The organism is Mesorhizobium sp. A623, assembly GCF_054489405.1.
Genome location: NZ_JBTMXB010000005.1, coordinates 145,618 through 170,869, shown reverse-complemented (window position 1 = coordinate 170,869; position 25,252 = coordinate 145,618). Strand labels below are relative to the sequence as shown.

Sequence of the window (25,252 nt, the reverse complement as noted above, 5' to 3'; positions counted from 1 at the left end):
CCGGCCTTCGCTTCCGCCGGCTGAAGCCGATGGCCGCAGACGGTCGCCAGCGCATCGACAAATGGCTGTTCTTTTCGCGGGCGGTCAAATCCCGCTCGCTGGCGGCAAAGCTGGTGGTCGGCGGGCGCGTTCGCATCAACAGCGACAAAGCAGCGCAGGCATCCGATCTGGTCAAGCCGGGGGATGTTTTGACCCTCACGCTCGAGCGCACCGTCCGCATCTGGAAGGTGGTTGCGGCGGGCGCAAGACGCGGCCCGGCGGAAGAGGCCCGTACGCTCTACCTGGATATGACGCCTGCGCCCGTTTCGAACAAGGAAGCCGTCACTGCTCCGCAGCGGGATCCCGGCAGCGGCCGGCCGACTAAAAAGGAACGTCGCCAGACGGACCGGTTCTTCGGCCATGAGTGAGGCGGCCCTGTTCGCTCCTATGCGGCCGATTGGAAATTCGTTCCGCCTGCGCCGATTTGCATGGGCGTCTGTCCCTTGCAAGGGACTGGCAAAGGCGTTACCTCCCCGGCATAGAATGACACGTACGGGACTTCCCGGAGCCGACCGATGACCTATGTCGTTACTGATAATTGCATCAAATGCAAATACATGGATTGCGTCGAGGTCTGTCCGGTCGACTGTTTCTACGAAGGCGAGAACATGCTCGTCATCCACCCCGACGAGTGCATCGACTGCGGCGTGTGCGAGCCCGAATGCCCCGCCGATGCGATCAAGGCCGACACCGACTCCGGCCTGGACAAGTGGCTGCAGGTCAACGCCGAATATGCGGATAAATGGCCCAATATCGCCGTCAAGCGCGACCCGCCGGCGGATGCCAAGGCCTTTGACGGCGAAACCGACAAGTTCGAGAAGTATTTCTCTGCCGAGCCGGGCCAGGGCGACTGAGTTCAGCCGATTGCCGGGTGCGGCCGGCTATTTAGCCGGTTGACACTTGCACTGCGCCTTCGCGCATGCAGCAAATTCTTGATTCTTCCGACTTTTTGTGTTATCAAGCCCCCAACATGCCAGACACAATGTCGATCTATGGCGATAGACGCCTAAATCACTGAAGGGTGAACTTCCTTAATCCGGACCAGAGCAATCTGGGCCAGGCGACCGCTTATGCGGGTCGCTGGCTCTGGGGTCTGTTTTCGGGTGGTTCATCTGTGGCTGGCGACCAAGCCGGAAGTTTCCGGCCATTCGGGCTCGGCTGGCAACTGCCGGCACCACAACGAAGGAGTTCATGCGTAATGGCAACGACGACCCCGCAGAAGAAGGCCGCAACACCGGCGCGCCACGGTTTCAAGACAGGCGAGTTCATTGTCTATCCGGCCCATGGCGTCGGCCAGATCGTCTCGATCGACGAACAGGAAGTTGCGGGACACAAGCTCGAGCTTTTCGTCATCGATTTCCAGAAGGACAAGATGCGGCTGAAGGTGCCGGTCGCCAAGGCGACCTCCATCGGCATGCGCAAGCTGTCGGAAGAAGACTATGTCGAGCGCGCGCTCAAGGTCGTGCAGGGCCGTGCCCGCGTCAAGCGCACCATGTGGTCGCGCCGCGCGCAGGAATACGACGCCAAGATCAATTCGGGCGATCTTATCTCGATCGCGGAAGTGGTTCGCGACCTCTACCGCGCCGACAACCAGCCCGAGCAGTCCTATTCCGAGCGGCAGCTCTATGAGGCGGCCTTGGACCGGATGGCCCGCGAGATCGCGGCCGTCAACCATATGTCGGAAACCGAGGCCGTTCGTCTCATCGAGGTGAACCTCAACAAGGGCCCCAAGCGCGGCGCCAAGGCCGACAACGAGGAAGCCGAGCAGGAAGAAGCCGCCTGAGTCCTGCACCACCCCAATCCGAACAAAGCCCGGCCTCGCGCCGGGCTTTGTTTTTGGCGCCTCACCTCGGCGCGTTCTGTAGCCTGAGGCCGCTATATTCCGCAATCAGCACGCCCAGCACCACCAGCGCCAGCGCAACCGCGTGATAGGCTTGGAAGGTTTCACCGAGAATGACGCCGGAAAGCAGGACACCCCACAAGGGCAGGAGGTTGATGAAAACGCCGGCCCTGTTGGGGCCGATCTCCTCCACCGCCCGCACGTAGAAGGCCTGCGCCATCAGCGAGGGGAACACGATCGCATAGGCGATGACCATCCAGCCCTGCATGTCGGGCAGCAGCAGGGAGCCGGAAACGGCTTCCGCGACAACGAAGGGAACGGCGCCGATGACCGCGCCGATGCACAGGGCCGTCATCAGGCTTATCCAGTGAATATCGGGCATTCGCCGCACCGCCGCCGTATAGAAGCCGAAGGCGATGATCGCCAGAAGCATCAGCGCATCGCCGAAATTCATGTCGAGATGAAGCAGGTTGTAGACATTACCGTGGATCGCCGTGACCACGACGCCGATAAAGGAAAGCACGAAGCCGGCCGCCTGCCCCGACGTGGTCCGCGTCCCAAACAACAGGAACGACGCCAGGAAGACGAACAGCGGCATGCCACCCTGCTCGATGCTGACATTGGTGGCGGACGTGTAGACCAGCGCGCTGTACATGGCCACGCTGAAGCCAGTGAAGCCGAGCGCGCCCATAAAAAGCAGGAACCGCCAATGGCCCCGGATGGCCGCCCGGTCCGCGGCCAGATGCCGTTGGCCGACCGCCAGCAGCAGGGCGAGCATGAAACACCAGCGGGCGGCGTTCAACAGCATCGGCGACACATGCCCGACCGCCAGTTTGCCGGCTACGGCATTGCCGGCCCAGAACAGCGTGGTCGCCAGAAGCAGCAGATAGGCTTTTTTATGCATGGCAGAAATCCGTATGCTCGGGCGTCAGTCGGCTTATGGCGTGGATTTACGCAAGTAAAGGATGCGAAAAGCGAAAATTGTTGTGCCTCGGCGCGATTCGCCCGGCAAAGAATGGTCGCGCTCGCCATGTCTTGACGCTATAGAGGCCTGTCGTTTGGCAGCAGTCGCTGCGGCTTCTTTGCACGGATTGAAGGGAAGACACTATGGCCAATGTGGTGGTCGTCGGTTCGCAGTGGGGCGACGAAGGCAAGGGCAAGATAGTCGATTGGCTGTCGGAGCGCGCCGATGTCGTCGTGCGGTTTCAGGGCGGCCACAATGCCGGCCATACGCTGGTCGTGGACGGCACGGTATATAAATTGTCGCTGCTGCCGTCGGGCGTGGTGCGCAAGGGCAAGCTGTCGATCATCGGCAACGGTGTCGTCTTCGACCCGCACGCTTTCGTAGCCGAAATGGCGAAACTGAAGGCGCAGGGCGTCGATATAACGCCCGATTGCCTGAAAATAGCCGAAAACACGGCGCTCATCCTTTCCGTGCACCGGGAACTGGACGGCTTTCGCGAGGACGCCGCTTCCGATTCCGGCACGAAGATCGGCACGACCCGCCGTGGCATCGGCCCCGCCTATGAGGACAAGGTGGGCCGCCGCGCGATCCGGGTGATGGATTTGGCGAATTTGGAAACACTTCCCTTGAAGATCGACAGGCTGCTCACGCACCATAACGCCTTGCGGCGCGGTCTTGGCCAGTCAGAGGTTGCGCATGAGACGCTCATGCAAGAACTCACCTCGGTTGCCGACCGGATCCTCCCCTATGTCGATCGTGTCTGGAAAGTCCTGGACGACCGCCGCCGCGCAGGCCAGCGAATCCTGTTTGAAGGCGCGCAGGGAACCCTGCTCGACATCGACCATGGCACCTATCCGTTCGTCACCTCCTCGAACACCGTCGCCGGCCAGGCCGCGGCCGGTTCGGGCGTCGGCCCGAACGCCATCGGCTACGTGCTGGGCATCACCAAGGCCTATACGACGCGGGTCGGCGAGGGACCGTTCCCGACCGAGCAGCAGAACGAGATCGGCGAATTCCTCGGCACCAAGGGCCATGAATTCGGCGTCGTTACCGGCCGTAAGCGCCGCTGCGGCTGGTTCGACGCCGTTCTGGTGCGCCAGGCCGTCGCGGTCAACGGCATCAAGGGCATTGCGCTGACCAAGCTCGACGTGCTCGACGGGCTGGACGAGATCAAGGTCTGCACCGCTTATCGTCTCGACGGCGAACTGATAGACTATCTGCCGGCAAGCCAGGGAGCGCAGGCGCGCGTCGAACCGGTCTATGAGACGCTGGAAGGGTGGACAGGCACGACCGCCGGCGCCAGAAGCTGGAACGATCTTCCCGCGCAGGCCGTCAAATATGTCCGCCATATCGAGGAACTGATCGGCGCGCCGGTTGCGCTGCTCTCCACCAGCCCGGAACGGGATGACACGATTCTCGTGACCGATCCCTTTCAGGATTAATTGAGGTCTTTCCGGCATTGCCATGATTTAGGCGCTCGCGGGAAATGAAGACAGGTCGACTGAAGCATGGCAGATTTCGTTGCTGTTTTGAGAAAAACAATCGACGGCATGGGCGCAACGACGCCGGCAACGCGTTCGCGGGTCTATGACAAGGCAAGGTCGACCATCGCGGCCAAGCTTGCAGCCATCGACCCGCCGCCGGCCGCCAGTGTTGCCGAGCGTCAGAAGCGCGCGCTGGAAGATGCCATCGCAACCGTCGAGCAGACTTACGCTGTACCTGCGCCAGCCCCGGCATCGGATCCGCTGGCCGAACTGGAAAACATCTTTTCCTCCATCGACCGCAACAGGAACCAGCCAAGCCACTCCAGCCCGACAGCCAGGACCGAGCCTGCGCCGGCCCCGCAGGTGCAGGCCGCGCCCGTCGGCGGCGCGCAGTATGGCCAGGCGGTCCGCAAGGATGCGCCCGCTGCCGAGACCGCGCGCGGCAGCGCGGACCGACGCTCGGGGCCGGACGCTCCCGTTGCCGCCGACAATCTCCCTTCTTATTCAAGCGCAGAACCCGAAACCGACATTCCCGAGGATTCGCGGTCGTTCGGGCCCAAGCGCGGCCGCAGCGGCCTGATCGCCGCAGGCGTGGCGCTGCTGGTTATCGCGGCCGGCGGCTATGGCATCTGGTTGAATGCCGATGCCTTCAAGGGCATGTTTGGCGCCGGCAAGACGGAAACCGTGAAGCTGGAACCGCTAGCGCCGGCCGCGCCGGCATCCAATACGCCCGCTCCCACTCCCGCACCCGCCGAAACCAGCGAGCCGCCGAAATTCACCCAGCGGCTGAACGCCGACGGAAAGGAAACCGATCCAGGCCCGGCCGGCGGCGAAAGCAGCATCGGCGAAGGCACCTCCGTGGTGGCACTGACAACGCCGCCCCCGGAGGTCGCGCCAAATACACCAACGGCACCAGCCGGATCGGCCGGAACGCCCGCGGCCGCACCGGCAAGCAACCCCGCCCCGCCCGCGATAGAGGCCCCGCTGGCGGTCGGGCAAAAAGCGATCTTCTATGAAGAGCGCACCAATGTCGCGCAGGGCTCGGCCGAGCCCGGCAGCATAGTCTGGTCTCTGGTGCAGGAATCGCCCGGCGGCGACGCCCCGCCGGAGCCCGCGATCCGCGCCGAAGCGACCATCCCCGGCAAGGACGTCCAGTTGCGCATGACCATCCGCCGTAACACCGACGCGTCGCTGCCGGCCAGCCATATCATCGAGCTGATCTTCCTTACCCCGGACAGCTTCGAGGGCGGCGGCATCGATAACATCCTGCGCGTGGCGATGAAAACCTCCGAGCAGGACGCCGGCAGCCCGCTGATCGGCATTCCCGCCAAGATCGCCGACGGGTTCTTCCTTGTCGCGCTCAACGACACCAAGGCGGACGAGGCCACCAACCTGGCCCTGCTGCGAAACCAGGACTGGATCGACGTGCCGGTCATCTATAAATCCGGCCGCCGCGCGCTGCTGACCATGGAAAAAGGCATACCGGGCGACAAGGTCTTCGACGAAGCCCTGAAAGCCTGGGCTGCCAAGACGGCGGGGTGAGGCTGGCCTCTTTCCACCGAACTCGTACGTTGTTACGGTGGACTGAGAAAAGAGAATTCCATGGAAATCGTCATTCCTGGCACCGCAAATATAGGTCTGTTCACCGTCGCCGCCTTGGTGCTGCTGGTCGTTCCAGGACCGGCCGTGCTCTACATCGTGGCGCGGTCCGTCGCGCAGGGACGGGCTGCAGGCTTCGTTTCCGATGTCGGCATCCATTCTGCGACACTCGTCCATGTAGCGGCCGCCGCGCTCGGCCTCTCGGCGGTGCTGGCCTCCTCGGCGATTGCTTTCGCGATCGTCAAATATGTCGGCGCGGCCTATCTGATCTGGTTGGGACTCAAGAAGATATTCGGTGGCTCGGAAGACCCCGCCATCGAGATCGAAGGCAAAAGCCGCAGCTATGCGCGGCTCTTTCGTGACGGCTTCATCGTCAATTTGCTCAACCCGAAGACGGCGTTGTTCTTCCTTGCATTCCTGCCGCAGTTCGTGGAAGTCGGGCGTGGGCATATCGCCATGCAGATCGCCTTTCTCGGGCTACTGTTCACCCTGCTCGGCTTCATCAGCGACGGCTGCTATGCAATAGCTGCCGGGGCGCTCGGCGACCGCCTGCGGCAAAGCGGGAGCTATCTGCGCTTCGAACGGTATGTCACCGGTACTTTGTTTATAGGGCTCGGCCTGACGGCGGCTTTTGCCGGGAACCACCGCAAATAGGCGCTACCCCTCCAGTTCCTCGCGCAGCATTTCCAGTTCCAGCCATTCTTCTTCCAGCGCGGCCAGCGTGACGCGTTCCTTGTCGAGCGCGGCGATGGTCTGCTGGAACGATGAAGGGTCGCGTTCGTAATAGGCCGGATCGGCGATGTTGTTTTCCAGCCGTGCGATGGATTGCGTCACCGCCTCGATCTTCTTCGGCAGTGTATCCAATGCAAATTTCTGCTTGAACGACAGTTTTTTCGCGGGCCCTTTTGGCGCGGCGGGTTCGGGCTTCTCCGTCAATGCGCCCGCTTGCAGCTTCGCGCGCGCCTTGCGGTCGTCCAGCCTTGTGCCGCCGCGCTGCGCCAGCATGTCGGAATAGCCGCCGGCATATTCGATCCAGCTTCCATTGCCGTCCGGCGCGATGATGCTGGTGACGGTGCGGTCGAGAAAATCGCGGTCGTGGCTGACCAGGATGACCGTGCCAGCAAAGCCCGCGACCAATTCCTGCAACAGTTCCAGCGTTTCCATGTCGAGATCGTTGGTCGGCTCGTCCAGCACCAGAAGGTTTGCCGGCCGTGCCAGCACCCGCGCCAGGATGAGCCGCGCCCGCTCGCCGCCAGACAGTTCTCGGACTGGCGTGCGCGCCTGCTCGGCCTTGAACAGAAAATCCTTCATGTAGGAAACGACGTGGCGCTGCTCGCCATTGATGACGAGATTTTCGCCGCGCCCGTCGGTGAGGTACTGCGCCAGCGTCTCGGCCGGATCGACCGCCTCGCGCTTCTGGTCGAGCGTGGCGATCTCCAGATTGGTGCCGAGCCGCACCGACCCCGTGTCCGGTTGCAGTTCACCGGTCAGCATCTTCAGCAACGTCGTCTTGCCGGCCCCGTTCGGCCCGACCAGGCCGATGCGGTCGCCGCGCTGGATGCGCGTCGAAAAGCCGTCGACCACGGTGAGATCGCCAAAGCTCTTGCCGATATTCCTGGCTTCGATCACCAACTTGCCGGATTCGGCCGCGTCGCTGGCCGTCATGGTGGCAGAACCCTCGGCCCCACGATGACTGCGAAACTGCTGGCGCATGGTCTGCAATTCGCCCAGACGCCGCATGTTGCGCTTGCGCCGCGCGGTCACGCCATAGCGCAGCCAGTGTTCCTCGCGCACGATCTGGCGGCCAAGCTTGTGCTGGTCGCGTTCTTCCTCTTCCAGCACCTGGTCGCGCCATGCCTCGAAATGGCCAAAACCCTTGTCCAGCCGCCGCGTCTGGCCGCGATCGAGCCAAACCGTTGCCCGCGACACGCGTTCCAGAAAACGGCGGTCATGCGAAATGACGATCAGCGCCGACGACGTGCGCACCAGTTCCTCTTCCAGCCACTCGATGACCTGAAGGTCGAGATGGTTGGTCGGCTCGTCGAGCAGCATGATATCCGGCTCTGGCGCCATGACGCGAGCAAGGGCGGCGCGCCGTGCCTCGCCGCCTGAAAGTTCGGCCGGGCGTTCTTCACCCGTAAGCCCCAGATGCTCCATCAGGTAGGTGGCGCGATGCGGATCGTCGGCCGGCCCGAGACCCGCCTCGACATAGGCGCGCACGCTGTCGAACCCATCCATGTCCGGTACTTGCGACAGATAGCGGATGGTCGCCGAAGGCTGGCGGAAGACCTCGCCGTCCTGCGGCTCGATCAGCCCTGCCGCGATTTTCAGCAGCGTCGATTTGCCGGAGCCGTTGCGGCCGACCAGCGCGATCTTGTCGCCGGCGGACGCCATCAGTTCCGTGCCGTCGAGCAGCGGTGTACCGCCGAAAGTCAGTTTTATCCCGTCGAGATTAAGCAGCGGAGGGGCCATTTTTCAGCTTCCTGCCAGCGGATAGGGATGAGCCAGCAGCATGGCGCGGCCGCTGCCAAGCGTGACGCGCAGCCGGCCCCTGACTTCGTTGGAAATCGTCAGCGACGAACCGAAGGCGACCTCGACATTGTTCAGCGGCCATTTCGCGCCCTCGACGGTCAGGCCGGAAAGATCGGAAAATCCGAGGACGGAAAACAGCGTGCCGGTGGCGTAGTCGAATTCGTGCGTGCCGGCGAGCAGTGGAATGCCTTCCTGCGCGCCGCTGGTCAGCAGGATCCCGGTTCCGCTTTCGGCAAGTTGCACCGCCAGCGCCAGATGCAGGAAGGCGTGATCGGCGCGCGCGCCGCCGAAAGCCCCGGCAAGGACCAGCGAGGTTGCGCCGCGTTCAAGGGCTGCCGCGATCGCCAGTTCGCCATCGGTCTTGTCTTTTTCCGGCGGAAAGGTCTGCCGCAGCGTCGAGGCGAGATGATCTGGCAAATTGGGCGGCACGGAATCGAAATCGCCGACCCACAATTCCGGCACCAATCCCAGCATGGCCGCGTGGCCGATGCCGGCATCGGCGGCGATGATGCGGGTGCCCGCGATCTGCCGTTCAAGCAAAGGCGTGCGCACGAGATCGCCGCCAAGCAGGATGGTGAATTGGCTCATGGCCGACGCCTCTATCAGCCCGGCATCGGAAACGGAAGCCGCGCTTGCATCACCGCGACAAACTTCGCTTGCCTCCCACCCGATCCCACCCTATGTCTCAGGGTGCTCTAACGGGGTGCCGGACGCGTTTTTCGTGGACCGGCTGAGAGGCAATCCTGCCAACCCGCTGAACCTGATCCGGTTTGTACCGGCGGAGGGATTAGATGCTTCGGTAGCCCGACGCCTCAATTCCTTTCAACACTTTGCGAAGGAGGCGCCGATGCGCATTTTGTCCCTACTCATCATTCCAGCCCTTGCGCTGCTCGTTTCTCCCGCTTCGGCGGCGGAAAAACTCACCGTTTATACCTATGAAAGTTTTACCGCCGAATGGGGCCCCGGCCCGCAGGTGAAGAAGGCGTTCGAGGCGGAATGCGGCTGCGAGGTCGACTTCGTTTCGGTCGCCGACGGCGTGGCGCTGCTCAACCGCGTCAAGCTGGAAGGCGCTTCGACCAAGGCCGATGTGGTGCTGGGCCTCGACACCAATTTGACCGAGGAAGCCAAGGCGACAGGGCTGTTCGTGCCGCATGGCGCGGTATCCGACGTGACCGTTCCGGGCGGCTGGAGCGACGCTATTTTCGTGCCCTATGACTACGGTTATTTCGCCGTCGTCTACGATACCGAAAAGCTGAAGAACCCGCCGACAAGCATGAAGGAACTGGTCGAGGGCGATCCGGCCCAGAAAATCGCCATTCAGGATCCGCGCACCTCGACCCCGGGCCTCGGCCTGCTTTTGTGGGTGCGCTCGGTCTATGGCGACAAGGCTCCGGAAGCCTGGGCCAAGCTCAAGGATCGCGTGCTGACGGTGACGCCGGGTTGGAGCGAGGCCTACGGCCTGTTCACCAAGGGCGAAGCGCCGATGGTGCTGTCCTACACGACCTCGCCTGCCTATCACATGATCGCGGAGAAGACCGACCGCTACCAGGCGGCATCCTTTGCCGAAGGCCACTATCTCCAGATCGAGGTCGCGGGCGTCACCACCACCGGCGCGAAAAATCCGCTGTCGCAGAAGTTCATGGCGTTCATGACCGGCCCGAAATTCCAGGACGCCATCCCCGAAACCAACTGGATGTTCCCGGCCGGCAAGATGGACAAGCCGCTCGATCCAGCTTTCGACAAGTTGGTGAAGCCGGCCAAGACGCTGCTGTTTTCGCCGGAGGAAGTTGCCGCTAATCGCAAGGCATGGGTGAGCGAGTGGCTTGATGTGATGAGTAAGTAAAATTGACGACGCTGTCTGATCAGAGGGATTGCTAGGCCATGCGCGTTGGCCATCCCGCCGATCCTCGCATCGCCACCGGCCTTGCCGCACTTGGCTTCGTCACCATCCTGATCGGCGGCGCCTTCGCGGGCCTCGCCGTCGAGGGTGTGCAGAACACTTCTGGCGCGGTCGCCGCCTTCGATTCCTATCTCTTCCGCGTCGTTCGCTTCACGCTTTGGCAGGCTACGCTATCGACGCTTTTGTCGGTGCTGCCGGCGCTGTTCGTGGCGCGCGCCTTGTCGCGGCATCCGCGCTTTTTCGGCCGCAGCGTCATCCTGCAATTATTCGCCGTGCCGCTGGCGCTGCCCTCCATCGTCGTCGCGCTGGGCGTTCTGGCGCTCTATGGCCGCGCCGGTTATCTCGCCGGCATTTTCTCCACCATCGGCGGTGAAAGCTGGCCCGGCATCTACGGCATTTCCGGCATTCTCGTCGCCCATGTCTTCTTCAACCTGCCGCTTTGCGTGCGGCTGTTCCTGGAAGTGTTGCAGACCGTGCCGGCCGACCAGTGGCGGCTGGCCAGCCAACTTGGCATGGGGCCGCGTTCCGCCTTCCGGCTGATCGAATGGCCGGCACTACGGCAGGCCGTGCCGGGGGTTGCCGGTCTCGTCTTCATGCTGTGCGTCACCTCCTTCACCATCGTTTTGATGATGGGCGGCGGGCCTCGCGCGACCACGCTGGAAGTCGCCATCTACCAGGCGCTGCGCTTCGATTTCGACCCCGCCCGCGCCGTGGCGCTGACCGCCTTGCAGGTTGCGCTTACCTTTGCCGTGGTGCTGGCGCTGGCGCGCCTTGGCGCCAACACCACCGGCGACGCCAATCTGCCGGTCGCGCCGCGCCGGTTCTCAACGCCGGGCAGGACCGAGACGGCGCTCAATTCCACACTCATTCTTGTGGCGCTGCTGTTCGTCGCCGGGCCGATGCTTGCAACGGTTGTAGCCGGCCTTCAGGCCGACCTTGGCCGGCTCGCCGGCGAAGACGCTGTGCGGCAGGCGACGCTGACCAGCATCGTCCTGGCCGTCTTGTCGGCGCTGCTTTGCGTGCTGCTTTCGCTCTCGCTGGTGACGGCGCGCCGGGCGCTGGCGCTACGCCGCAAGGGCGGCGCGAAGAAATCGCTGCTGGAACATTTGACCGACACAGGCGCAAGCTTCGTGCTGGTGGTGCCGCCCATCGTCATCGGCGCGGGCTGGTTCCTGCTGCTTCGCCATTTCGCCGATGTCTTCGCCATCGCGCCCATCATGGTCGTGACCGTCAATGCGGTGATGGCGATGCCCTTCGCCGTTCGCGCCGTGCGCCCGGCCTATGATGCGGCCAGCGAGCGCCACGAGAAACTGTGCGCGCTGCTCGGCATTTCGGGCTGGAACCGGCTGAGGCTGATCGACTGGCCTTCGCTTCGCCGCCCGTTTGCCACGGCCTTCGCCTTCGCCATGGCGCTGTCGCTCGGCGATCTTGGCGTCATCGCCCTGTTCGGCAGCGACGCCGTGCAGACGCTGCCCTATCTTCTGCTGGGCCGCATGGGCAGCTACCGCACGCAGGATGCCGCCGGACTGGCGCTGTTGCTGGGGCTTGTCTGCCTTGCGCTGATGTTTGCCGCCACCCGCATGGGAAAGGAAAAGCCGTCATGAACGCCGGTGCGGAAAAAATGGCGGCTGCCGTACGCCTCGACCAAGCTTCTTTCAGCTATGGCGAGGCCCCGCTTTTCTTCGATGTCGCGTTCGCGCCGGCAACCGTCACCGCCATCATGGGGCCGAGCGGTTCGGGAAAATCGACGCTGCTCAATCTGGTTGCTGGCTTCGAGACGCCGCAGTGCGGCCGCGTGCTGATCGCCCACAGGGATGTCACCGCAGACCCGCCGGCGGCGCGACCCGTTTCGATGGTGTTTCAGGAGAACAACCTTTTTGCGCATCTGAGCGTCGAGCAGAATGTCGGGCTGGGCCGTTCGCCGGCCTTGAGGTTGGGCGATGCCGACCGCGCGGCTGTTACTGATGCGCTTGCGCAAACCGGACTTGCCGGCAAGGAAAAGCGCCTGCCGCATGAATTGTCCGGCGGCGAGCGCCAACGGGCGGCGCTTGCCCGCGTGCTGGTGCGCGAACGGCCGGCGCTGCTGCTCGACGAGCCCTTCGCCTCGCTTGGGCCGGCGCTCCGCGAAGACATGCTCGATCTAGTTTCCGGCCTGCAGGAGGCGCGCGCCATGACGGTACTGTTCGTCACGCACCAGCCGCAGGATGCACGGCGCATGGCCAAGGCCATCGTATTCGTGGAGGATGGCAAGGTTGCCGCGACCGGGTCGGTGGCCGATTTTTTCGACGGCGCTGGACCTGAAGCGTTCAGGCGCTATATCGGAACGGAAACCGGTGACGGCGTATCACGCGATGTTGCCCGAAAGCAGACATAATTTACGGCCAAGACCGCTGCATGGGCGACGGGGAATCCTTGCCATGCAGGGTTGAGTATGGCTAGGTCCGGCTGCTCGGCCGATTCTTTTGGTGCCGGATTTTTGTGGCTTGGCCGTTCGTATTCCGGGATGCGAAGGACCGGTTTCGGAAGATTGTTATGCTCGAACCGTTCCCTGGAACCCGAAAGGAAGCCACCCTGCCTGTCGGCGTTCACCGCACTTGCCTGCGTTCCCTGACGCGATACGTCGCGCTGGGCGGCCTCGCTATTGCGCTCGCAGCGTGCCAGATGGTCACGCCGGATATCCAGGAATCGGGATTCCAGCCATCAAACAAGCCGGTCACGGTCGACAACGTCACCGCCAACAACAAGCTCGCGGCACTCGCCAAGGCGCAACACCCGCGCATTCTTGCAACCTATGGCGGTGAATATTCCGACCCGAAGCTGGAGCGGATGGTGGCCAAGGTCGTCGGCAGCCTCACCACGGTGTCGGCCAACCCGACCCAGACCTACCGCATCACCATCCTGAACTCGCCCAACGTCAACGCCTTCGCGCTGCCGGGCGGCTATCTCTACATCACGCGCGGGCTTCTGGCATTGGCCAATGATTCGGCGGAACTCGCCGCCGTGATCGCGCATGAAATGGGGCACGTCACCGCCAACCATGGCCTGCAGCGCCAGCAAAAGGAAGCCGAGGAAGTGCTGGCGACCAAGGTCGTGTCCGACGTGCTCGGCGACAGCCCGACCGCCAAGGCGGCGCTGATCCGCGGCAAGCTGCGGATGGCACAGTTTTCGCGCAACCAGGAGTTGGAGGCGGACGCCATCGGCATCAAGTCGGTGGGCGAAGCCGGCTACGACCCCTATGCCGCCGGCCGCTTCCTGCAATCGATGTCGGCCTATACCGATTTCCGCTCGATCAGCGGCGCGACCGATGCCAGCCTCGATTTCCTGGCGACCCACCCCAATACGCCGCAGCGCATCGAATTGGCGCAGCGCCACGCGCGCGAATTCGGCCCGCCCGGCGTCGGCACCGTGGACCGGAATTCCTTTCTGGCCGGCATAGACGGCCTGCTCTACGGCGATACGCCCGAGGAAGGCTATGTGCGCGGCAACACCTTCATGCATCCGCGCCTCGGCGTTTCGTTCTCGGTGCCGGACGGCTTTTCCATCGACAATTCGGCAGCGGCGGTGACGGCCACCGGACCGGGCGACATGGCGGTGCGCTTCGACGGCGTAGCCATCGACAAGAGCCGCTCTCTGCTCGATTACGTCCGCAGCGGCTGGGTTGCCGGCCTCGACAATGCCAGCGTTCGCGAGGAAACCATCGACGGCAACGAGGCGGCAGTCGCCAAGGCCAGCGCCGATGGCTGGCAGTTCGATATCGCCGTCATCCGCGCCAACGGGCAGGTCTATCGGTTGCTGACCGCCGCACCCAAGGCCAGCACCTCGCTCGATGCCGTGGCGCGTACGGTCAGCGGCAGTTTCCGCGTCCTGAGCGCCGCCGAAAAGGCCGCGCTGAAGCCGCTGCACATCCGTGTCGTCACCGTAAAGCCGGGCCAGACGATCGGTACGCTGTCGGCCATGATGGTCGGTGTCGACCGCAAGCTGGACCTGTTCCTGGTGCTGAACGCCATGTCTCCCGGCGCCAGCGTCTCGGCCGGCGACAAGGTGAAAATCGTTACCGATAGATAGGGGCCGGATGCCGTTCAGGCGGCCAGGAATTCGGGGTTCTGCTTTACCAGCGCGGTTTTAAGCTTCTCCATCGCGCGCACCTCGATCTGGCGCACGCGTTCCTTGGAGATGCCCAGTTGCGCGCCCAGCGCCTCTAGCGTCGCCCCCTCATCGCTTAGCCGGCGCTCCTCGATGATCCGAAGTTCACGCCCGTTAAGGCCCTGAAGCGCCTCCCGCAGCCACAGCGCGCGCCGCTCGATATCGATCGCATCGCCTGCGATCTCATCGGGCAGCGGAGTGTCGGAAACCAGGAAATCCATCCGTTCCGCAGCACCCGTCTCATCGGCAAGCGGCGCGTTAAGCGAACTGTCCGGCGCCGAAAGCCGGGAATCCATCATCGCCACATCCGCTTCGGAAACGCCGAGCGCGTCGGACACCTGCCGGTAGAGCGCATCGTTCGTCAGCGGGCCGTCGCCAGTGGCGAGACGGGCGCGCAAGCGTCGAAGGTTGAAGAACAACGCTTTTTGCGCCGAACTGGTGCCGCCGCGAACGATGGACCAGTTGCGCAATATGTAGTCCTGCATCGAAGCCCGTATCCACCACGTCGCATAGGTGGAAAAGCGGACCTCCCGATCCGGGTCGAAACGGGCGGCGGCTTCCAGTAGGCCGACATGGCCCTCCTGGATCAGGTCGCCGGCAGGCAGGCCGAAATGCCGGAATTTAGACGCCATCGAAATGACGAGGCGCATATGGGCCACCGTCATGCAATGCAGCGCATTCTGATCGTTGTCCTGCTTCCAGCGCAGCGCCAGCAGATGTTCCTCCTCGCGCTCGAGATAGGGAGCTTTCATGGCCCTGCGAATGAAGGTACGACCGGCAGTATCTTCCATAATTGCGCGCTCCCATATCAGACCCGGCTGCACTCAAATGCCGGCGCTCGGACGGGGTAAATGCTTGAAATGTTCGTGCATCGCCCTAGGCTGAAAATAACGTGCCGGGCCGGAAAATGGTTCCGTCGGTCAGGCGGCAATAGCGATCGCGCTTCCACCGCTGGGAGCACACCATCGTCTTTCCGGGATACTCGGTATGAAATACCCCATATGGTCCATCATTAGAAAATCATTCCTTATTTTGCCAAGACCACTCTGTCAGATTGCGCCTCATTCAAACACCGGCGAACGGTCGGCAAACATCGGCGAAACGGCCGGAAAGCAGGGTACCCCACCATGAAATGGCTCAATTCACTCATCATCGCCGGCGCCGTGCAGGCGCTGGCGCTGACCGCCTCCTTTGCCGGCGCCAACCTCGACCAGATCAAGGCCGACGGCGTCATCAAGATCGGCACGGAAGGCACCTACGCGCCTTTCACCTACCATGACACCGACAACAAGCTGGTCGGCTTCGACGTCGAGATCGGCGAGGCGATCGCCGCCAAGCTGGGCGTCAAGCTCGAATTCCTCGAAGGCAAGTGGGACGGCCTGATCGCCGGCCTCGACGGCAAGCGCTATGACGCGGTCATCAACCAGGTCGGCATTACGCCGGAACGCCAGGCGAAATATGCGTTCTCCGACCCCTATATCGCCTCCAAGGCGGTGCTGATCGTCAAGGGCGACAACACCGACATCAAGTCCTTCGCCGATCTCAAGGGCAAGAAGTCGGCGCAGTCGCTGACCTCGAACTTCGGCAAGCTGGCGCAGGAGAACGGCGCGGAACTGGTCGGCACGGAAGGCTTCGATCAGTCGATCCAGCTCCTTCTGACCGGCCGCGCCGACGCCACCATCAACGACAGCCTGTCCTTCCTCGACTTCAAGAAGCACAAGCCGGACGCCAATGTGAAGATCGCCGCGCAGGAAGAAAACGCCGACCATTCCGGCGTCATCGTGCGCAAGGGCGATCCGGAACTGGTCGAGGCGATCAACAAGGCGCTGGCCGACATCAAGGCCGACGGTACCTACCAGAAAATCGCCGACAAATATTTCGGCCAGGACGTTTCGAAGTAAGAACCGGACGGCTCCCAATCCGGTTTTTATGCGGCGAGTTGTCTTTGACGGCTCGCCGCTTTTCGTACGATATGAAGCACTGGGCTGTGCCAGTGGCGGTATCCGCCCCTAGCCGTGACCCCGCAAGGAGATGTTTCCCGTGCCCCATTGGCTGCAATTGATGCTGGATTCGCTCGGGCCCCTGTTATGGGCCGCAGCCGTCTTCACCGCGCCGCTTACGCTGCTGTCCTTCGCCTTCGGGCTGACTGTCGGGCTGGTGGTGGCGCTGATCCGGCTGTTCGGGCCGAAGCCGCTGGTCGCCCTGGTTCGTTTCTATGTCTGGATCTTTCGCGGCACGCCGCTTCTGGTGCAACTGTTCCTGATCTTCTACGGTCTGCCTTCGGTCGGCATCCTGCTCGACAACTTTACGGCCGCGCTGATCGGCTTCACCCTCAATGTCGGCGCCTACACATCCGAGATCATCCGCGCCGCCATCGGTTCCGTGGCGAAAGGCCAATGGGAGGCGGCCTATTCGATCGGCATGAGCTGGAGCCAGGCGATGCGCCGCACCATTCTGCCGCAAGCGATGCGCGTGGCGGTGCCGCCGCTCTCCAACACCTTCATTTCACTGGTCAAGGACACGTCGCTTGCCGCAGCCATCACGGTGCCCGAGATGTTCCAGGCAGCCCAGCGCATCGTCGCAACCACCTACGAGCCGCTGATCCTCTATGTCGAGGCGGCGATCCTCTATCTGGCCATGAGTTCGGTGCTGTCGGCCCTGCAGACGCGGCTCGAGGTGCGCCTCAACCGCTATGGCGGCTTCCTGGAGGCACGGGCATGATCGGCCTTACCGACATCGAAAAGCATTTTGGCGAAAACCATGTGCTGAAGGGCGTCAGCGTCACCATCACGGAGGGCAGCGTCACGGCCCTTGTCGGTCCCTCGGGCGGCGGCAAGAGCACGCTCCTGCGCTGCATCAACCTGCTGGAGATCCCGACCTCCGGCAGCGTTCGCATCGGCGACGACACGCTGGTGTTCAAGCCGGGAGAACGGCTTGCCACGAAGGACATCCAGCGGCTTCGCCGCCAGACCGGCATGGTGTTCCAGAATTTCCAGCTGTTCCCGCATCGCACCGCGATCGAGAACGTCATGGAAGGCCTGACGACCGTGCTGAGATGGCCAACCGCCCGAGCGCGGGAACGGGCAATGGAGCTGCTCGAAAAAGTCGGCATGGCGCACAAGGCCGATGCATGGCCGGCGACCCTGTCAGGCGGCCAGCAGCAGCGCGTGGCGATTGCGCGGGCGCTGGCACCTTCCCCAAAAGTGCTTTTGTGCGACGAGCCGACCTCGGCGCTCGATCCCGAACTGGCGCAGGAAGTTGTCGATGTGCTGGGTACATTGGCCAACGAAGGCACGACGATGGTGATGGCGACGCACGATCTTCGCCTCGCCTCGAAAATCGCGCGCGAAGTGGTTTTCCTCGACGCCGGTGTCGTCGTCGAAACCGGGCCGTCGGCCGAGTTGTTCGGCAATCCGCAACGTGAGCGCACCAAGCGCTTTATCGCGACCCTGCGGCAGGAAGCGGAAGCGAAGTAGCTGAAAAACCGTATCGCGCGTGAAAACGCTCGATCTCGCGCGGTTTCGGCGCCTGCCCGGTGAAGATTTCGACATATTCGGGGATGCGCTGCATGCGCGTCGCCATATCTTCGTCGGCCTTCATCGAGATGTAGCCGATCTGGACGAGATAGATGGTGCGTGCCCGCACGTCCGCCTGCGCGGCGTCGCAGCCGAAGCGCACGAACATTGCCGTCAGCGTCGCGATCCGCGCCGTATCCGCCTCGGCGACGTGCGCCGCGACCTCGGCGGACTGCAACGCCCAACTGCGGATGGCGAACTCGAACTGTGAATCGAAAAGAGAGCCGTCGAGCCAGCAATCGAAGACGTTGAGCATGGCTTCGGCAATGCTCTCGGCATAGGCCTGCGATTGCCGCACGATGCCGCCCGTATTCGTGGTGCGCCAGCGTTCGACCAGCGCCGCCAGCAGCGCATCCCTGTCCTTGAAGAACCAGTAGAAGCTGGTGCGCGAAAGCTTGAGTTTCTGCGCAAGCGGAAGGATGCGCACCGCGTCGACGCCTGCATCGATCAGCGCGTCATAGGCCGTTTCCAGCCAGGTCTCTGCGGAGCCTCTCCAGCCCGTATCGGTCGCTCGCTGATCCATCGGGCAATGTCTAGCAGGCACGCCGTGCAGTCGCAATGAAAATGTACAGCGTGGTCTATTCAACGTACACTTAAGTGCGTATAATATACACCGTTGTACATTTCACTTCGCCGCGTCGATCAGGAGCCATCCATGTTGAACGATCCCCTTCTGCAACCCTACCAGTTGAAGCACCTGACGCTGCGCAACCGGCTCATGCTGACCTCGCACGAACCCGCCTATCCGGAAGACGGCATGCCCAAGGAGCGTTACCGCGCCTATCATGTGGAACGGGCCAAGGGCGGCGTCGCACTGACCATGACGGCGGGTTCTGCTGCGGTGTCGCGCGACAGCCCGCCGGTATTCAACAATGTTCTCGTCTACAAGGACGAGGTGGTGCCGTGGCTGAAGGCGCTGACCGACGAATGCCACGACCATGGCGCCGCAGTGATGATCCAGCTTACCCATCTCGGTCGGCGCACCCGCTGGGACAAGGGTTATTGGCTGCCGGTCGTCTCGTCCTCGCACGAAAGGGAAGCGGCCCACCGCGCCTTCCCGAAGAAGCTCGAGGACTGGGACATCGAGCGCATCATCACCGACTATGCGGACGCTGCCGAACGCATGAAGGCCGCCGGCCTCGACGGCATCGAGCTTCAGGCCTACGGCCATCTGATGGATCAGTTCTGGTCGCCGCTGACCAACGATCTCGACGAGCCTTATGGCGGTTCGCTCGACAACCGCCTGCGCTTCACCTTCGACGTGCTGCGCGCCATCCGCAAGCGGGTCGGGCCGGACTACATCGTCGGCATCCGCTACACCGCCGACGAGGTGCTGGAGGGCGGCGTCACCCGCAAGGACGGGTTTGAGATTTCAAAAAAGCTCAAGGAATGCGGCATGGTCGACTTCCTCAACGTCATCCGCGGCCATATCGATACCGACCCCGGCCTCACCGACGTCATTCCGGTGCAGGGCATGGCGAGTTCGCCGCATCTGGATTTCGCCGGCGAGATCCGCGCCGCGACGAACTTCCCGACCTTTCACGCCGCCAAGATCCAGGATGTGGCGACCGCGCGCCATGCCATCGCCTCGGGCAAGCTCGACATGGTCGGCATGACGCGCGCCCACATGACCGACCCGCATATCGTGCGCAAGATCGTCGAGGGGCGCGAGCACGATATCCGTCCCTGCGTCGGCGCAACCTATTGCCTCGACCGCATCTATCAGGGCGGAGCCGCCTATTGCATCCACAACCCGGCGACGGGCCGCGAGACGGAAATTCCGCACGACATCCCCAAGGCAGCGAAGAAGCGCAAATTCGTCATCGTCGGGGCCGGGCCGGCCGGTCTGGAGGCCGCACGCGTTGCCGCCGAGCGCGGCCATGAGGTGGTGGTGTTCGAGGCCGCGAGCCATGCCGGCGGCCAGGTCCGGCTGACCGCGCAAAGCAAGCGCCGGCGCGAAATGATCGGCATCGTCGATTGGCGTGTGGCGCAATGCACGGCCAAAGGCGTCACCATCCACTACAGCACATGGGCCGACGCCGATGCGGTGCTCGGCGAAAAACCCGATGTCGTCATCATTGCCACCGGCGGCGTGCCGCATACGGAAATATTGAGCGCCGGCAACGATCTGGTGGTGTCGTCCTGGGACATCATTTCCGGCGACGTCAAGCCGGGCAGCAACGTGCTGGTGTTCGACGACGCCGGCGACCATAGCGGCCTGCAAGCGGCCGAGGTCATTGCGGCGAGCGGCGGCAAGGTCGAAGTGATGACACCCGACCGCTCCTTCGCGCCGGAAGTCATGGCGATGAACCTCGTCCCCTACATGCGTTCGTTGCAGAAGCTCGACACCACCTTCACCGTGACCTACCGGCTGGAAGCCGTGAAGCGGCAAGGCAACGGCCTCGTCGCCATCGTCGGCAGCGATTATGGCGGCGTTGCCAGGGAGCGGCATGTCGACCAGGTCGTCATCAACCACGGCACCATCCCGCTGGACGAGCTCTATTTCGAGCTGAAGCCGCAATCGAGCAATCTTGGCGTGCTGGACCACGGCGATTTCATCGAAGGCAAGCCACAGGCCAGTGCCGGCAACCGGCAAGGCGCGTTCCAGCTGTTCCGGATCGGCGATGCGGTCGCCTCGCGCAATACGCATGCGTCGATCTATGACGCGCTGCGGCTGGTGAAGGATTTGTAGGGAGGCCGAAGCAAGGCGGCCCAAGCCGCCAAGGCAGGTAAAGAGATGCTTTTGTCAATGAACTGAAGGCGGCCCAAGCCGCCTTAGCGGCCCGATACCCTATTTGAGTTCGAGCAGGCGTTCGAGATAGCTGCGCTCGATATCAGGCGACAGCGCATTGCCCAGCCGCTTGCGGATGGCATCCAGAATCCGGCGGGCGCGCTGCACGTCTATCTCGTCCGGCACCTTGACCGAATCGCCGAAGTCCGGCCCCTGCGTGGCGCGCGGCCGGCCAAGCGGATCGCGGGCGCCATCACGCTGGGCGCCGCCCTGGCTGTTGCCCTTGTCGCCCTGCATGGCCTGCATCTGCTTCATCATGCTCCTGGCGCCGTCGCGCAAGGCTTCCAGCGCCTTGCCCTGATGGCCAACCGCATTGTCGCCCTCGCCCTCCCCAAGCGCCTGTTCGGCGCTGTCCATCGACTTGCCGGCCTGGCCGAACCCTTCATTCGGCTCGAGCCCCATGCCCTCGAGGCCCTTCTTGAGTTTTTCGAGGTCGCCTTCCAGTTTGCCCTGGCCCTCCTGCAACTGCTTCAGGGCCTCGGCGAACTCTTCCGGCGTCATGGACTTGCCTTCTTGGGGCTTGCCATCCTGCGGTTTACCCTGTGCGCCGGGCTGGCCCTGATCGTCCAGTTCGCCGAACGGATTTTGTTCGCCCTGTTCGCGCTGCTGCTGGCCGCGCTGCGCCTGATCCATGCGGAACGTCTCGTTCATCATCTCCTGCTGGCGGCGCATGATCTCGCCGAGCTTGTCCATCTGCCGGCGCATCTCGCTGTCCTGCTGGCCCGGCTGCTGCTGACGCCCGGCCTGCAGATTGTTCATCATGTTTTCGAGCTGCGACAGCAATTCCTGCGCCTTGTCGCGATTGCCGGACTTCGCCAGGTTTTCGATCTGGTCCATCATCTTTTGCAGATCGCTCTGGCGAAGCTCCTTGGCCCCCTGCTGCGTCTGGGCCGATTTCTGGTTCTGCTGGCGCTGCGCGAATTCCTTGAGGAAATCGTTCATCGCCTCGCGCAGTTCCTTCATCGCCTTGTCGATCTCTTCGTCGCTGGCTCCGTTCTTCAGCGCGTCCTGCAAGGCCTGCTGTGCCTGCCGAAGCCGCTTTTCCGCCGCCGACAAATCGCCTTCCTCGATGCCGAGCGCGATCTGCCACAGATAGCCGACCTCGTCGCGCAGCTGATCGTCGCTGACGGCCAGCTTCAGGCGCGTTCTGGCGCTGATGATCGCCAAATAATGCGTCATGTTGTCGAACGTGTCTTCCGGCCTGAGCGTGATCGCGTCCATCAGGTCGAGCACGCGCTGCTTGGCGTTGGCGTCGAGAGCCAGCAGGCGGCGCTGCTCGATCACCGCCAGCGCCAGCGGGTTGGTGAACGGCCTGGCCGGCATGACGAGCGTCTTGCTTTCGCTCATTGCCGTCTGCCCGGCATCGTCGGTCGCGACAAGCTTCAACGTGACCGGCGCGCCGGCCCAGACATGCTCCGTCAGATCCTTGATGGTTTTGGCGGCGTTCGCGTTGCCGCCGCGGCGCGGCAGCGCCAACGGCATTTCAGGCGGGCCGTAAAGCGGCCGGGCGTTGGGCGCAGGCGCGTCAGCGAGCGCGAAGACGGCCTTGGCCGAAGCCGCGCCATAATCGTCGTCGATCTGGTAGGCCAATTCGGTCGTGCCATTGGCGGCGTGCCTGGGTTCGCCAACGAAGCGGATTGCCGGTCGCGCATCGGGCGTGACCGAAAACGTCCAATGCGCGAGTTCATCCTCGGCCGCCTTCAGCGCCAGCCTGCCGTCGACAGTGAGCTTGCCGGCGAACTGCCTGGCCTTGGCTGGAGCCGCGCCCCCGGCCGCCATTTGTGCGGCAGGTGCCGGCGCGGCGGTCGGTTCGATGGCGCGGCTGTTGCCGCTGGCATCGACGAAGGCAAGCGTTTCTTCGCCGGACCCGCCGGTAACGCGCAGCGCAACCTCGCTGCCCGCCGGTACGGTGACGGCGGCGCCATCCTGCCCTGCGACCGCGGTAAGGAAGATCGGCGGCTTGCCGGTATAGGCCGGTGGGGTGACCCAGGCGTCGACGCGAGGCGGGATCGCATCGTGCACTGCGCCTGCGCGAAACGCGTCTGCGGCCCGGCCGCCAAGCGGGCCGAAGGAAAATGCGAAGGCGACGACCACGGCCAACACCGCAATTGCACGCAGACCCCAGGGGTCGCGATCGGGAACCTGCGGTCGCGGAGCATCGGCGGTAACGCGCTCCAGCGTCGCGGCCATGCGCTTCTGGTGCTCGCGCCACAAGGCTTGCGCAAAGCCCCTTTCCGGGCCGCTCGGCCTGTCGGCCTGCGCCTGAAGCGGGCTGTGCAGCAGGGCGTTGGCGGCCTCGATGCGCCGGTCGATCTCATCGGCCTTCGGCAGCCGGAAAAAGCGGAGCGGGTAGAGCGCGGCAAGAGCGGTGATGCAGAACACGGCAAGAACGCCGAACCGCAAAATGTCCGGCATCCGCGCGAAAAGCCCGAACCAGGCGGTGCTGAGGAACAAGGCCATGACCACGAGAAGCGGCAACAGCAACGGCCAGCCGCGCTCGAAAACCATCGAGCATCGCGTAGCCAGCCTGCTAACGGCCAATCTGGCCGAAAGACCTCTGCTTTCAGTGGCGGGTCGGTCCGTCATCGGCCCCTTGTCGCTTTATTTGCGGCCGGCCCGAACAGCTCAGCCTCACAAGCTCTAAAGCACGTCGCAATCTTTCAGATTCGCTTGCCGAGCTTTAGGTCTTTGTTTTCTCGCATGTCATTACCCGAAACCGGTTCCCACTTTCGGGAGACAAGCTCTAGAATAGCAGCAAACACGGCAAAGGCGAGGCGCTGACGGTAACGCGGGTCCCGAATATGAAAAGGCCGACGCCAGCTTGCTGCTGACACCGGCCTGTATTCTGGAATCGTCGCACCTCGCCTTTTTAACAAAGGCTGAGGTTGGTTCGATCCGACTCAGGCCCGTGGGCGGGGGGCTTGGGGTTTACGAGCAAGTGCCGGACCGAACCGTCTCAGGCAACGCAGCCAAGATTGACGGACAATGGGGCGGCAGGGCGGGTAAAAAATGGCTAAAAAAAGGCGGGAAATCACCAATTCCGACAGGGCGTTCGTCAAACGTGACTGGACTACGGCGCAGTACCTGTCGTCCCCCGGTTTGGCGCGGGCTTGCAATTGGCGGGCGAAAGCGCAACCTTAGGCTAGACAACAGATATGCAAGGCTGGGGCCGTTTAGCCGTGAAAGGGTTGGCATGACCGATGGTGGCTCGGAGGATGGGGACGCATCGGGAATATTGATACCGCTTCATGAGGCCCGCCGCCAACGGCTCGATCTTCCGGTCGCGTTCGAACGGCGGGAACTGGAACAGATATTGAGGCTGTACGGCCGCATGGTTGCCGCCAATGAGTGGCGCGACTATGCCATCGACCATCTGAGCGACCGCGCCATATTCTCCGTGTTTCGCCGCACCAGCGAGGTGCCGCTTTTCCAGATCGTGAAAGACCCCCGGCTGGCGCGAAAGCAGGGCGCTTTCAGTGTTGTCGCCGCCGGCGGGCGCATCCTCAAGCGCGGCCACGAATTGACCCGGGTGCTTGGCGTGTTCGATCGGACTTTGAAGCTGGTCGACGCCTAGCGCGGTTCCAGCGTTCCGAACACCGTCTGCAGGAACTCGCCGAGCCAGCGCCTGAGATGCATGTCCCAGATCAGCCGGCCGCCAAGATGGTCGCGGCCGGGTTGCGCGCCCGGAAGCTCGAAGCGGTGCGCACCGTGCACCACCCAGCGGTGCATCATCATTCGGGTCAGTTCGGCGTGGAACTGGACGCCCCAGGCATTTTCGCCATAGCGGAAAGCCTGGTTGGGATAGGTTCCGCAGGTGGCCAGAAGGGTCGCGCCGCGCGGCAGCGAAAAGCCCTCGCGGTGGAACTGATAGACTTGGCTCGGCCACCGCATCAGCCTTTCGCCCTCCTCGGTTGCCTTGAGCGGATACCAGCCGATCTCGACCAGCCCGTCGCCATGGCTTTCGACCTTGCCGCCGAGATGGTTGACCAGCATCTGCGCGCCCAGGCAAATGCCGAGAAAGGGGCGGTTCTCCTTCAGCGGGACGGCGAGCCAATCGGTTTCGCGGCGGACGAATTCGTCGCTGTCATTGGCGCTCATCGGGCCGCCGAACATGACCGTTCCGGCATGATCGTCCAGTGTTTCAGGCAGGGCGTCGCCCAGCGGCGGACGCCGAATATCGAGATCGAAGCCCGCTTCCAGAAGCATGTGGCCGACGCGGCCCGGACTGGAGTTTTCCTGATGCAGAACGATGAGGATTTTTGGCCGGCATGGCTGTGATGGCATTCCTGGAAAATCCTGACTGTCCACACCGCCTAAAGCACGTCGCGATCTTTCAGATTCGCTTGCCGAGCTTTAGGTCTTGTTTTCTCGCATGTCTCCCGAAA

General features: G+C 63.3%; 22 protein-coding genes and 1 riboswitch. Of the genes, 15 read left to right on the top strand and 7 right to left on the bottom strand.

Features of this window, described 5'->3' with window-relative positions; genetic code table 11:
- The first annotated feature begins 29 nt into the window (after positions 1 to 29).
- From ACX3P1_RS07600 to ACX3P1_RS07590, 3 genes are all read left to right on the top strand, one after another.
- Positions 30 to 407, top strand: a complete 378-nt coding sequence (locus ACX3P1_RS07600) for an RNA-binding S4 domain-containing protein (RefSeq protein WP_459078952.1) — start codon at positions 30 to 32, stop codon at positions 405 to 407.
- A gap of 147 nt (positions 408 to 554) precedes the next feature.
- Positions 555 to 893: a ferredoxin FdxA gene (gene fdxA / locus ACX3P1_RS07595; RefSeq protein WP_459078951.1), complete on the top strand. Its 339-nt coding sequence runs from the start codon at positions 555 to 557 to the stop codon at positions 891 to 893.
- Between the two features lie 344 nt (positions 894 to 1,237).
- Positions 1,238 to 1,822 carry a CarD family transcriptional regulator gene (locus ACX3P1_RS07590; RefSeq protein ID WP_459078950.1) on the top strand — a complete coding sequence of 195 codons (585 nt, stop codon included), beginning with the start codon at positions 1,238 to 1,240 and terminating at the stop codon, positions 1,820 to 1,822.
- A gap of 61 nt (positions 1,823 to 1,883) precedes the next feature.
- On the opposite strand, the gene ACX3P1_RS07585 is transcribed toward ACX3P1_RS07590, so the two are convergent.
- A complete protein-coding gene (locus ACX3P1_RS07585; protein WP_459078949.1) occupies positions 1,884 to 2,783 on the bottom strand; it encodes a DMT family transporter in 900 nt (299 codons plus the stop codon).
- Positions 2,784 to 2,986: 203 nt separating this feature from the next.
- Between ACX3P1_RS07585 and ACX3P1_RS07580 the strand changes: the two genes are divergently transcribed.
- The 3 genes from ACX3P1_RS07580 to ACX3P1_RS07570 all read left to right on the top strand — a co-directional run bounded on the left by ACX3P1_RS07580 (position 2,987) and on the right by ACX3P1_RS07570 (position 6,580).
- Positions 2,987 to 4,285, top strand: a complete 1,299-nt coding sequence (locus tag ACX3P1_RS07580) for an adenylosuccinate synthase (protein WP_459078948.1) — start codon at positions 2,987 to 2,989, stop codon at positions 4,283 to 4,285.
- Between the two features lie 66 nt (positions 4,286 to 4,351).
- A complete protein-coding gene (locus tag ACX3P1_RS07575) occupies positions 4,352 to 5,869 on the top strand; it encodes a hypothetical protein (protein ID WP_459078947.1) in 1,518 nt (505 codons plus the stop codon).
- Positions 5,870 to 5,929: 60 nt separating this feature from the next.
- On the top strand, positions 5,930 to 6,580 hold the full coding sequence (locus tag ACX3P1_RS07570; protein WP_459078946.1) for a LysE family translocator: 651 nt from the start codon (positions 5,930 to 5,932) through the stop codon (positions 6,578 to 6,580).
- Positions 6,581 to 6,583: 3 nt separating this feature from the next.
- Here the strand turns inward: ACX3P1_RS07570 and ACX3P1_RS07565 are convergent, their stop codons facing one another.
- Positions 6,584 to 8,398, bottom strand: a complete 1,815-nt coding sequence (locus tag ACX3P1_RS07565; protein WP_459078945.1) for an ABC-F family ATP-binding cassette domain-containing protein — start codon at positions 8,396 to 8,398, stop codon at positions 6,584 to 6,586.
- Between the two features lie 3 nt (positions 8,399 to 8,401).
- The gene (locus ACX3P1_RS07560) at positions 8,402 to 9,046 is read right to left on the bottom strand and encodes a thiamine diphosphokinase (RefSeq protein ID WP_459078944.1); all 645 of its coding nucleotides are present in this window, start codon (positions 9,044 to 9,046) and stop codon (positions 8,402 to 8,404) included.
- 101 nt (positions 9,047 to 9,147) lie between these two features.
- A riboswitch (TPP riboswitch) is annotated at positions 9,148 to 9,262 on the top strand.
- A 43-nt stretch (positions 9,263 to 9,305) separates the two neighbouring features.
- On the opposite strand from ACX3P1_RS07560, the gene thiB reads away from it, so the two are divergent.
- From thiB to ACX3P1_RS07540, 4 genes are all read left to right on the top strand, one after another.
- Positions 9,306 to 10,301, top strand: a complete 996-nt coding sequence (thiB, locus tag ACX3P1_RS07555) for a thiamine ABC transporter substrate binding subunit (protein ID WP_459078943.1) — start codon at positions 9,306 to 9,308, stop codon at positions 10,299 to 10,301.
- 38 nt (positions 10,302 to 10,339) lie between these two features.
- Positions 10,340 to 11,962 carry a thiamine/thiamine pyrophosphate ABC transporter permease gene (gene thiP / locus ACX3P1_RS07550; RefSeq protein WP_459078942.1) on the top strand — a complete coding sequence of 541 codons (1,623 nt, stop codon included), beginning with the start codon at positions 10,340 to 10,342 and terminating at the stop codon, positions 11,960 to 11,962.
- Positions 11,959 to 12,732 (top strand): thiamine ABC transporter ATP-binding protein, encoded by a 774-nt coding sequence (gene thiQ / locus ACX3P1_RS07545; RefSeq protein WP_459078941.1) that lies wholly within the window; start codon positions 11,959 to 11,961, stop codon positions 12,730 to 12,732. Before thiP ends, thiQ begins: the two co-directional genes overlap by 4 nt.
- A 287-nt stretch (positions 12,733 to 13,019) precedes the next feature.
- Entirely contained in the window at positions 13,020 to 14,423 is a 1,404-nt protein-coding gene (locus ACX3P1_RS07540; RefSeq protein WP_459079031.1) for a M48 family metalloprotease, read from the top strand.
- Between the two features lie 14 nt (positions 14,424 to 14,437).
- Here the strand turns inward: ACX3P1_RS07540 and ACX3P1_RS07535 are convergent, their stop codons facing one another.
- The gene (locus ACX3P1_RS07535; RefSeq protein ID WP_459079030.1) at positions 14,438 to 15,295 is read right to left on the bottom strand and encodes an RNA polymerase factor sigma-32; all 858 of its coding nucleotides are present in this window, start codon (positions 15,293 to 15,295) and stop codon (positions 14,438 to 14,440) included.
- 333 nt (positions 15,296 to 15,628) lie between these two features.
- Here ACX3P1_RS07535 and ACX3P1_RS07530 point away from each other — a divergent pair, with 333 nt between their 5' ends.
- The 3 genes from ACX3P1_RS07530 (at position 15,629) to ACX3P1_RS07520 (ending at position 17,977) form a co-directional block, all read left to right on the top strand.
- The gene (locus ACX3P1_RS07530; protein WP_459078940.1) at positions 15,629 to 16,402 is read left to right on the top strand and encodes an amino acid ABC transporter substrate-binding protein; all 774 of its coding nucleotides are present in this window, start codon (positions 15,629 to 15,631) and stop codon (positions 16,400 to 16,402) included.
- A gap of 139 nt (positions 16,403 to 16,541) precedes the next feature.
- Complete coding sequence (locus ACX3P1_RS07525) at positions 16,542 to 17,222, top strand: amino acid ABC transporter permease (RefSeq protein WP_459078939.1); 681 nt, start codon at positions 16,542 to 16,544, stop codon at positions 17,220 to 17,222.
- The gene (locus tag ACX3P1_RS07520) at positions 17,219 to 17,977 is read left to right on the top strand and encodes an amino acid ABC transporter ATP-binding protein (RefSeq protein ID WP_459078938.1); all 759 of its coding nucleotides are present in this window, start codon (positions 17,219 to 17,221) and stop codon (positions 17,975 to 17,977) included. Before ACX3P1_RS07525 ends, ACX3P1_RS07520 begins: the two co-directional genes overlap by 4 nt.
- Here ACX3P1_RS07520 and ACX3P1_RS07515 read toward each other — a convergent pair.
- A complete protein-coding gene (locus ACX3P1_RS07515) occupies positions 17,940 to 18,599 on the bottom strand; it encodes a TetR/AcrR family transcriptional regulator (RefSeq protein WP_459078937.1) in 660 nt (219 codons plus the stop codon). The two genes, ACX3P1_RS07520 and ACX3P1_RS07515, sit on opposite strands and share 38 nt — an antisense overlap.
- Positions 18,600 to 18,731: 132 nt before the next feature.
- Here ACX3P1_RS07515 and ACX3P1_RS07510 point away from each other — a divergent pair, with 132 nt between their 5' ends.
- Positions 18,732 to 20,768, top strand: a complete 2,037-nt coding sequence (locus ACX3P1_RS07510; RefSeq protein ID WP_459078936.1) for an oxidoreductase — start codon at positions 18,732 to 18,734, stop codon at positions 20,766 to 20,768.
- A gap of 99 nt (positions 20,769 to 20,867) precedes the next feature.
- Here the strand turns inward: ACX3P1_RS07510 and ACX3P1_RS07505 are convergent, their stop codons facing one another.
- Positions 20,868 to 23,453: a TIGR02302 family protein gene (locus ACX3P1_RS07505; protein WP_459078935.1), complete on the bottom strand. Its 2,586-nt coding sequence runs from the start codon at positions 23,451 to 23,453 to the stop codon at positions 20,868 to 20,870.
- Between the two features lie 607 nt (positions 23,454 to 24,060).
- On the opposite strand from ACX3P1_RS07505, the gene ACX3P1_RS07500 reads away from it, so the two are divergent.
- Positions 24,061 to 24,441: a DUF2794 domain-containing protein gene (locus ACX3P1_RS07500; protein ID WP_459078934.1), complete on the top strand. Its 381-nt coding sequence runs from the start codon at positions 24,061 to 24,063 to the stop codon at positions 24,439 to 24,441.
- Here the strand turns inward: ACX3P1_RS07500 and ACX3P1_RS07495 are convergent.
- Positions 24,438 to 25,151: a glutamine amidotransferase gene (locus ACX3P1_RS07495; RefSeq protein WP_459078933.1), complete on the bottom strand. Its 714-nt coding sequence runs from the start codon at positions 25,149 to 25,151 to the stop codon at positions 24,438 to 24,440. The two genes, ACX3P1_RS07500 and ACX3P1_RS07495, sit on opposite strands and share 4 nt — an antisense overlap.
- Between the last annotated feature and the right edge of the window lie 101 nt (positions 25,152 to 25,252).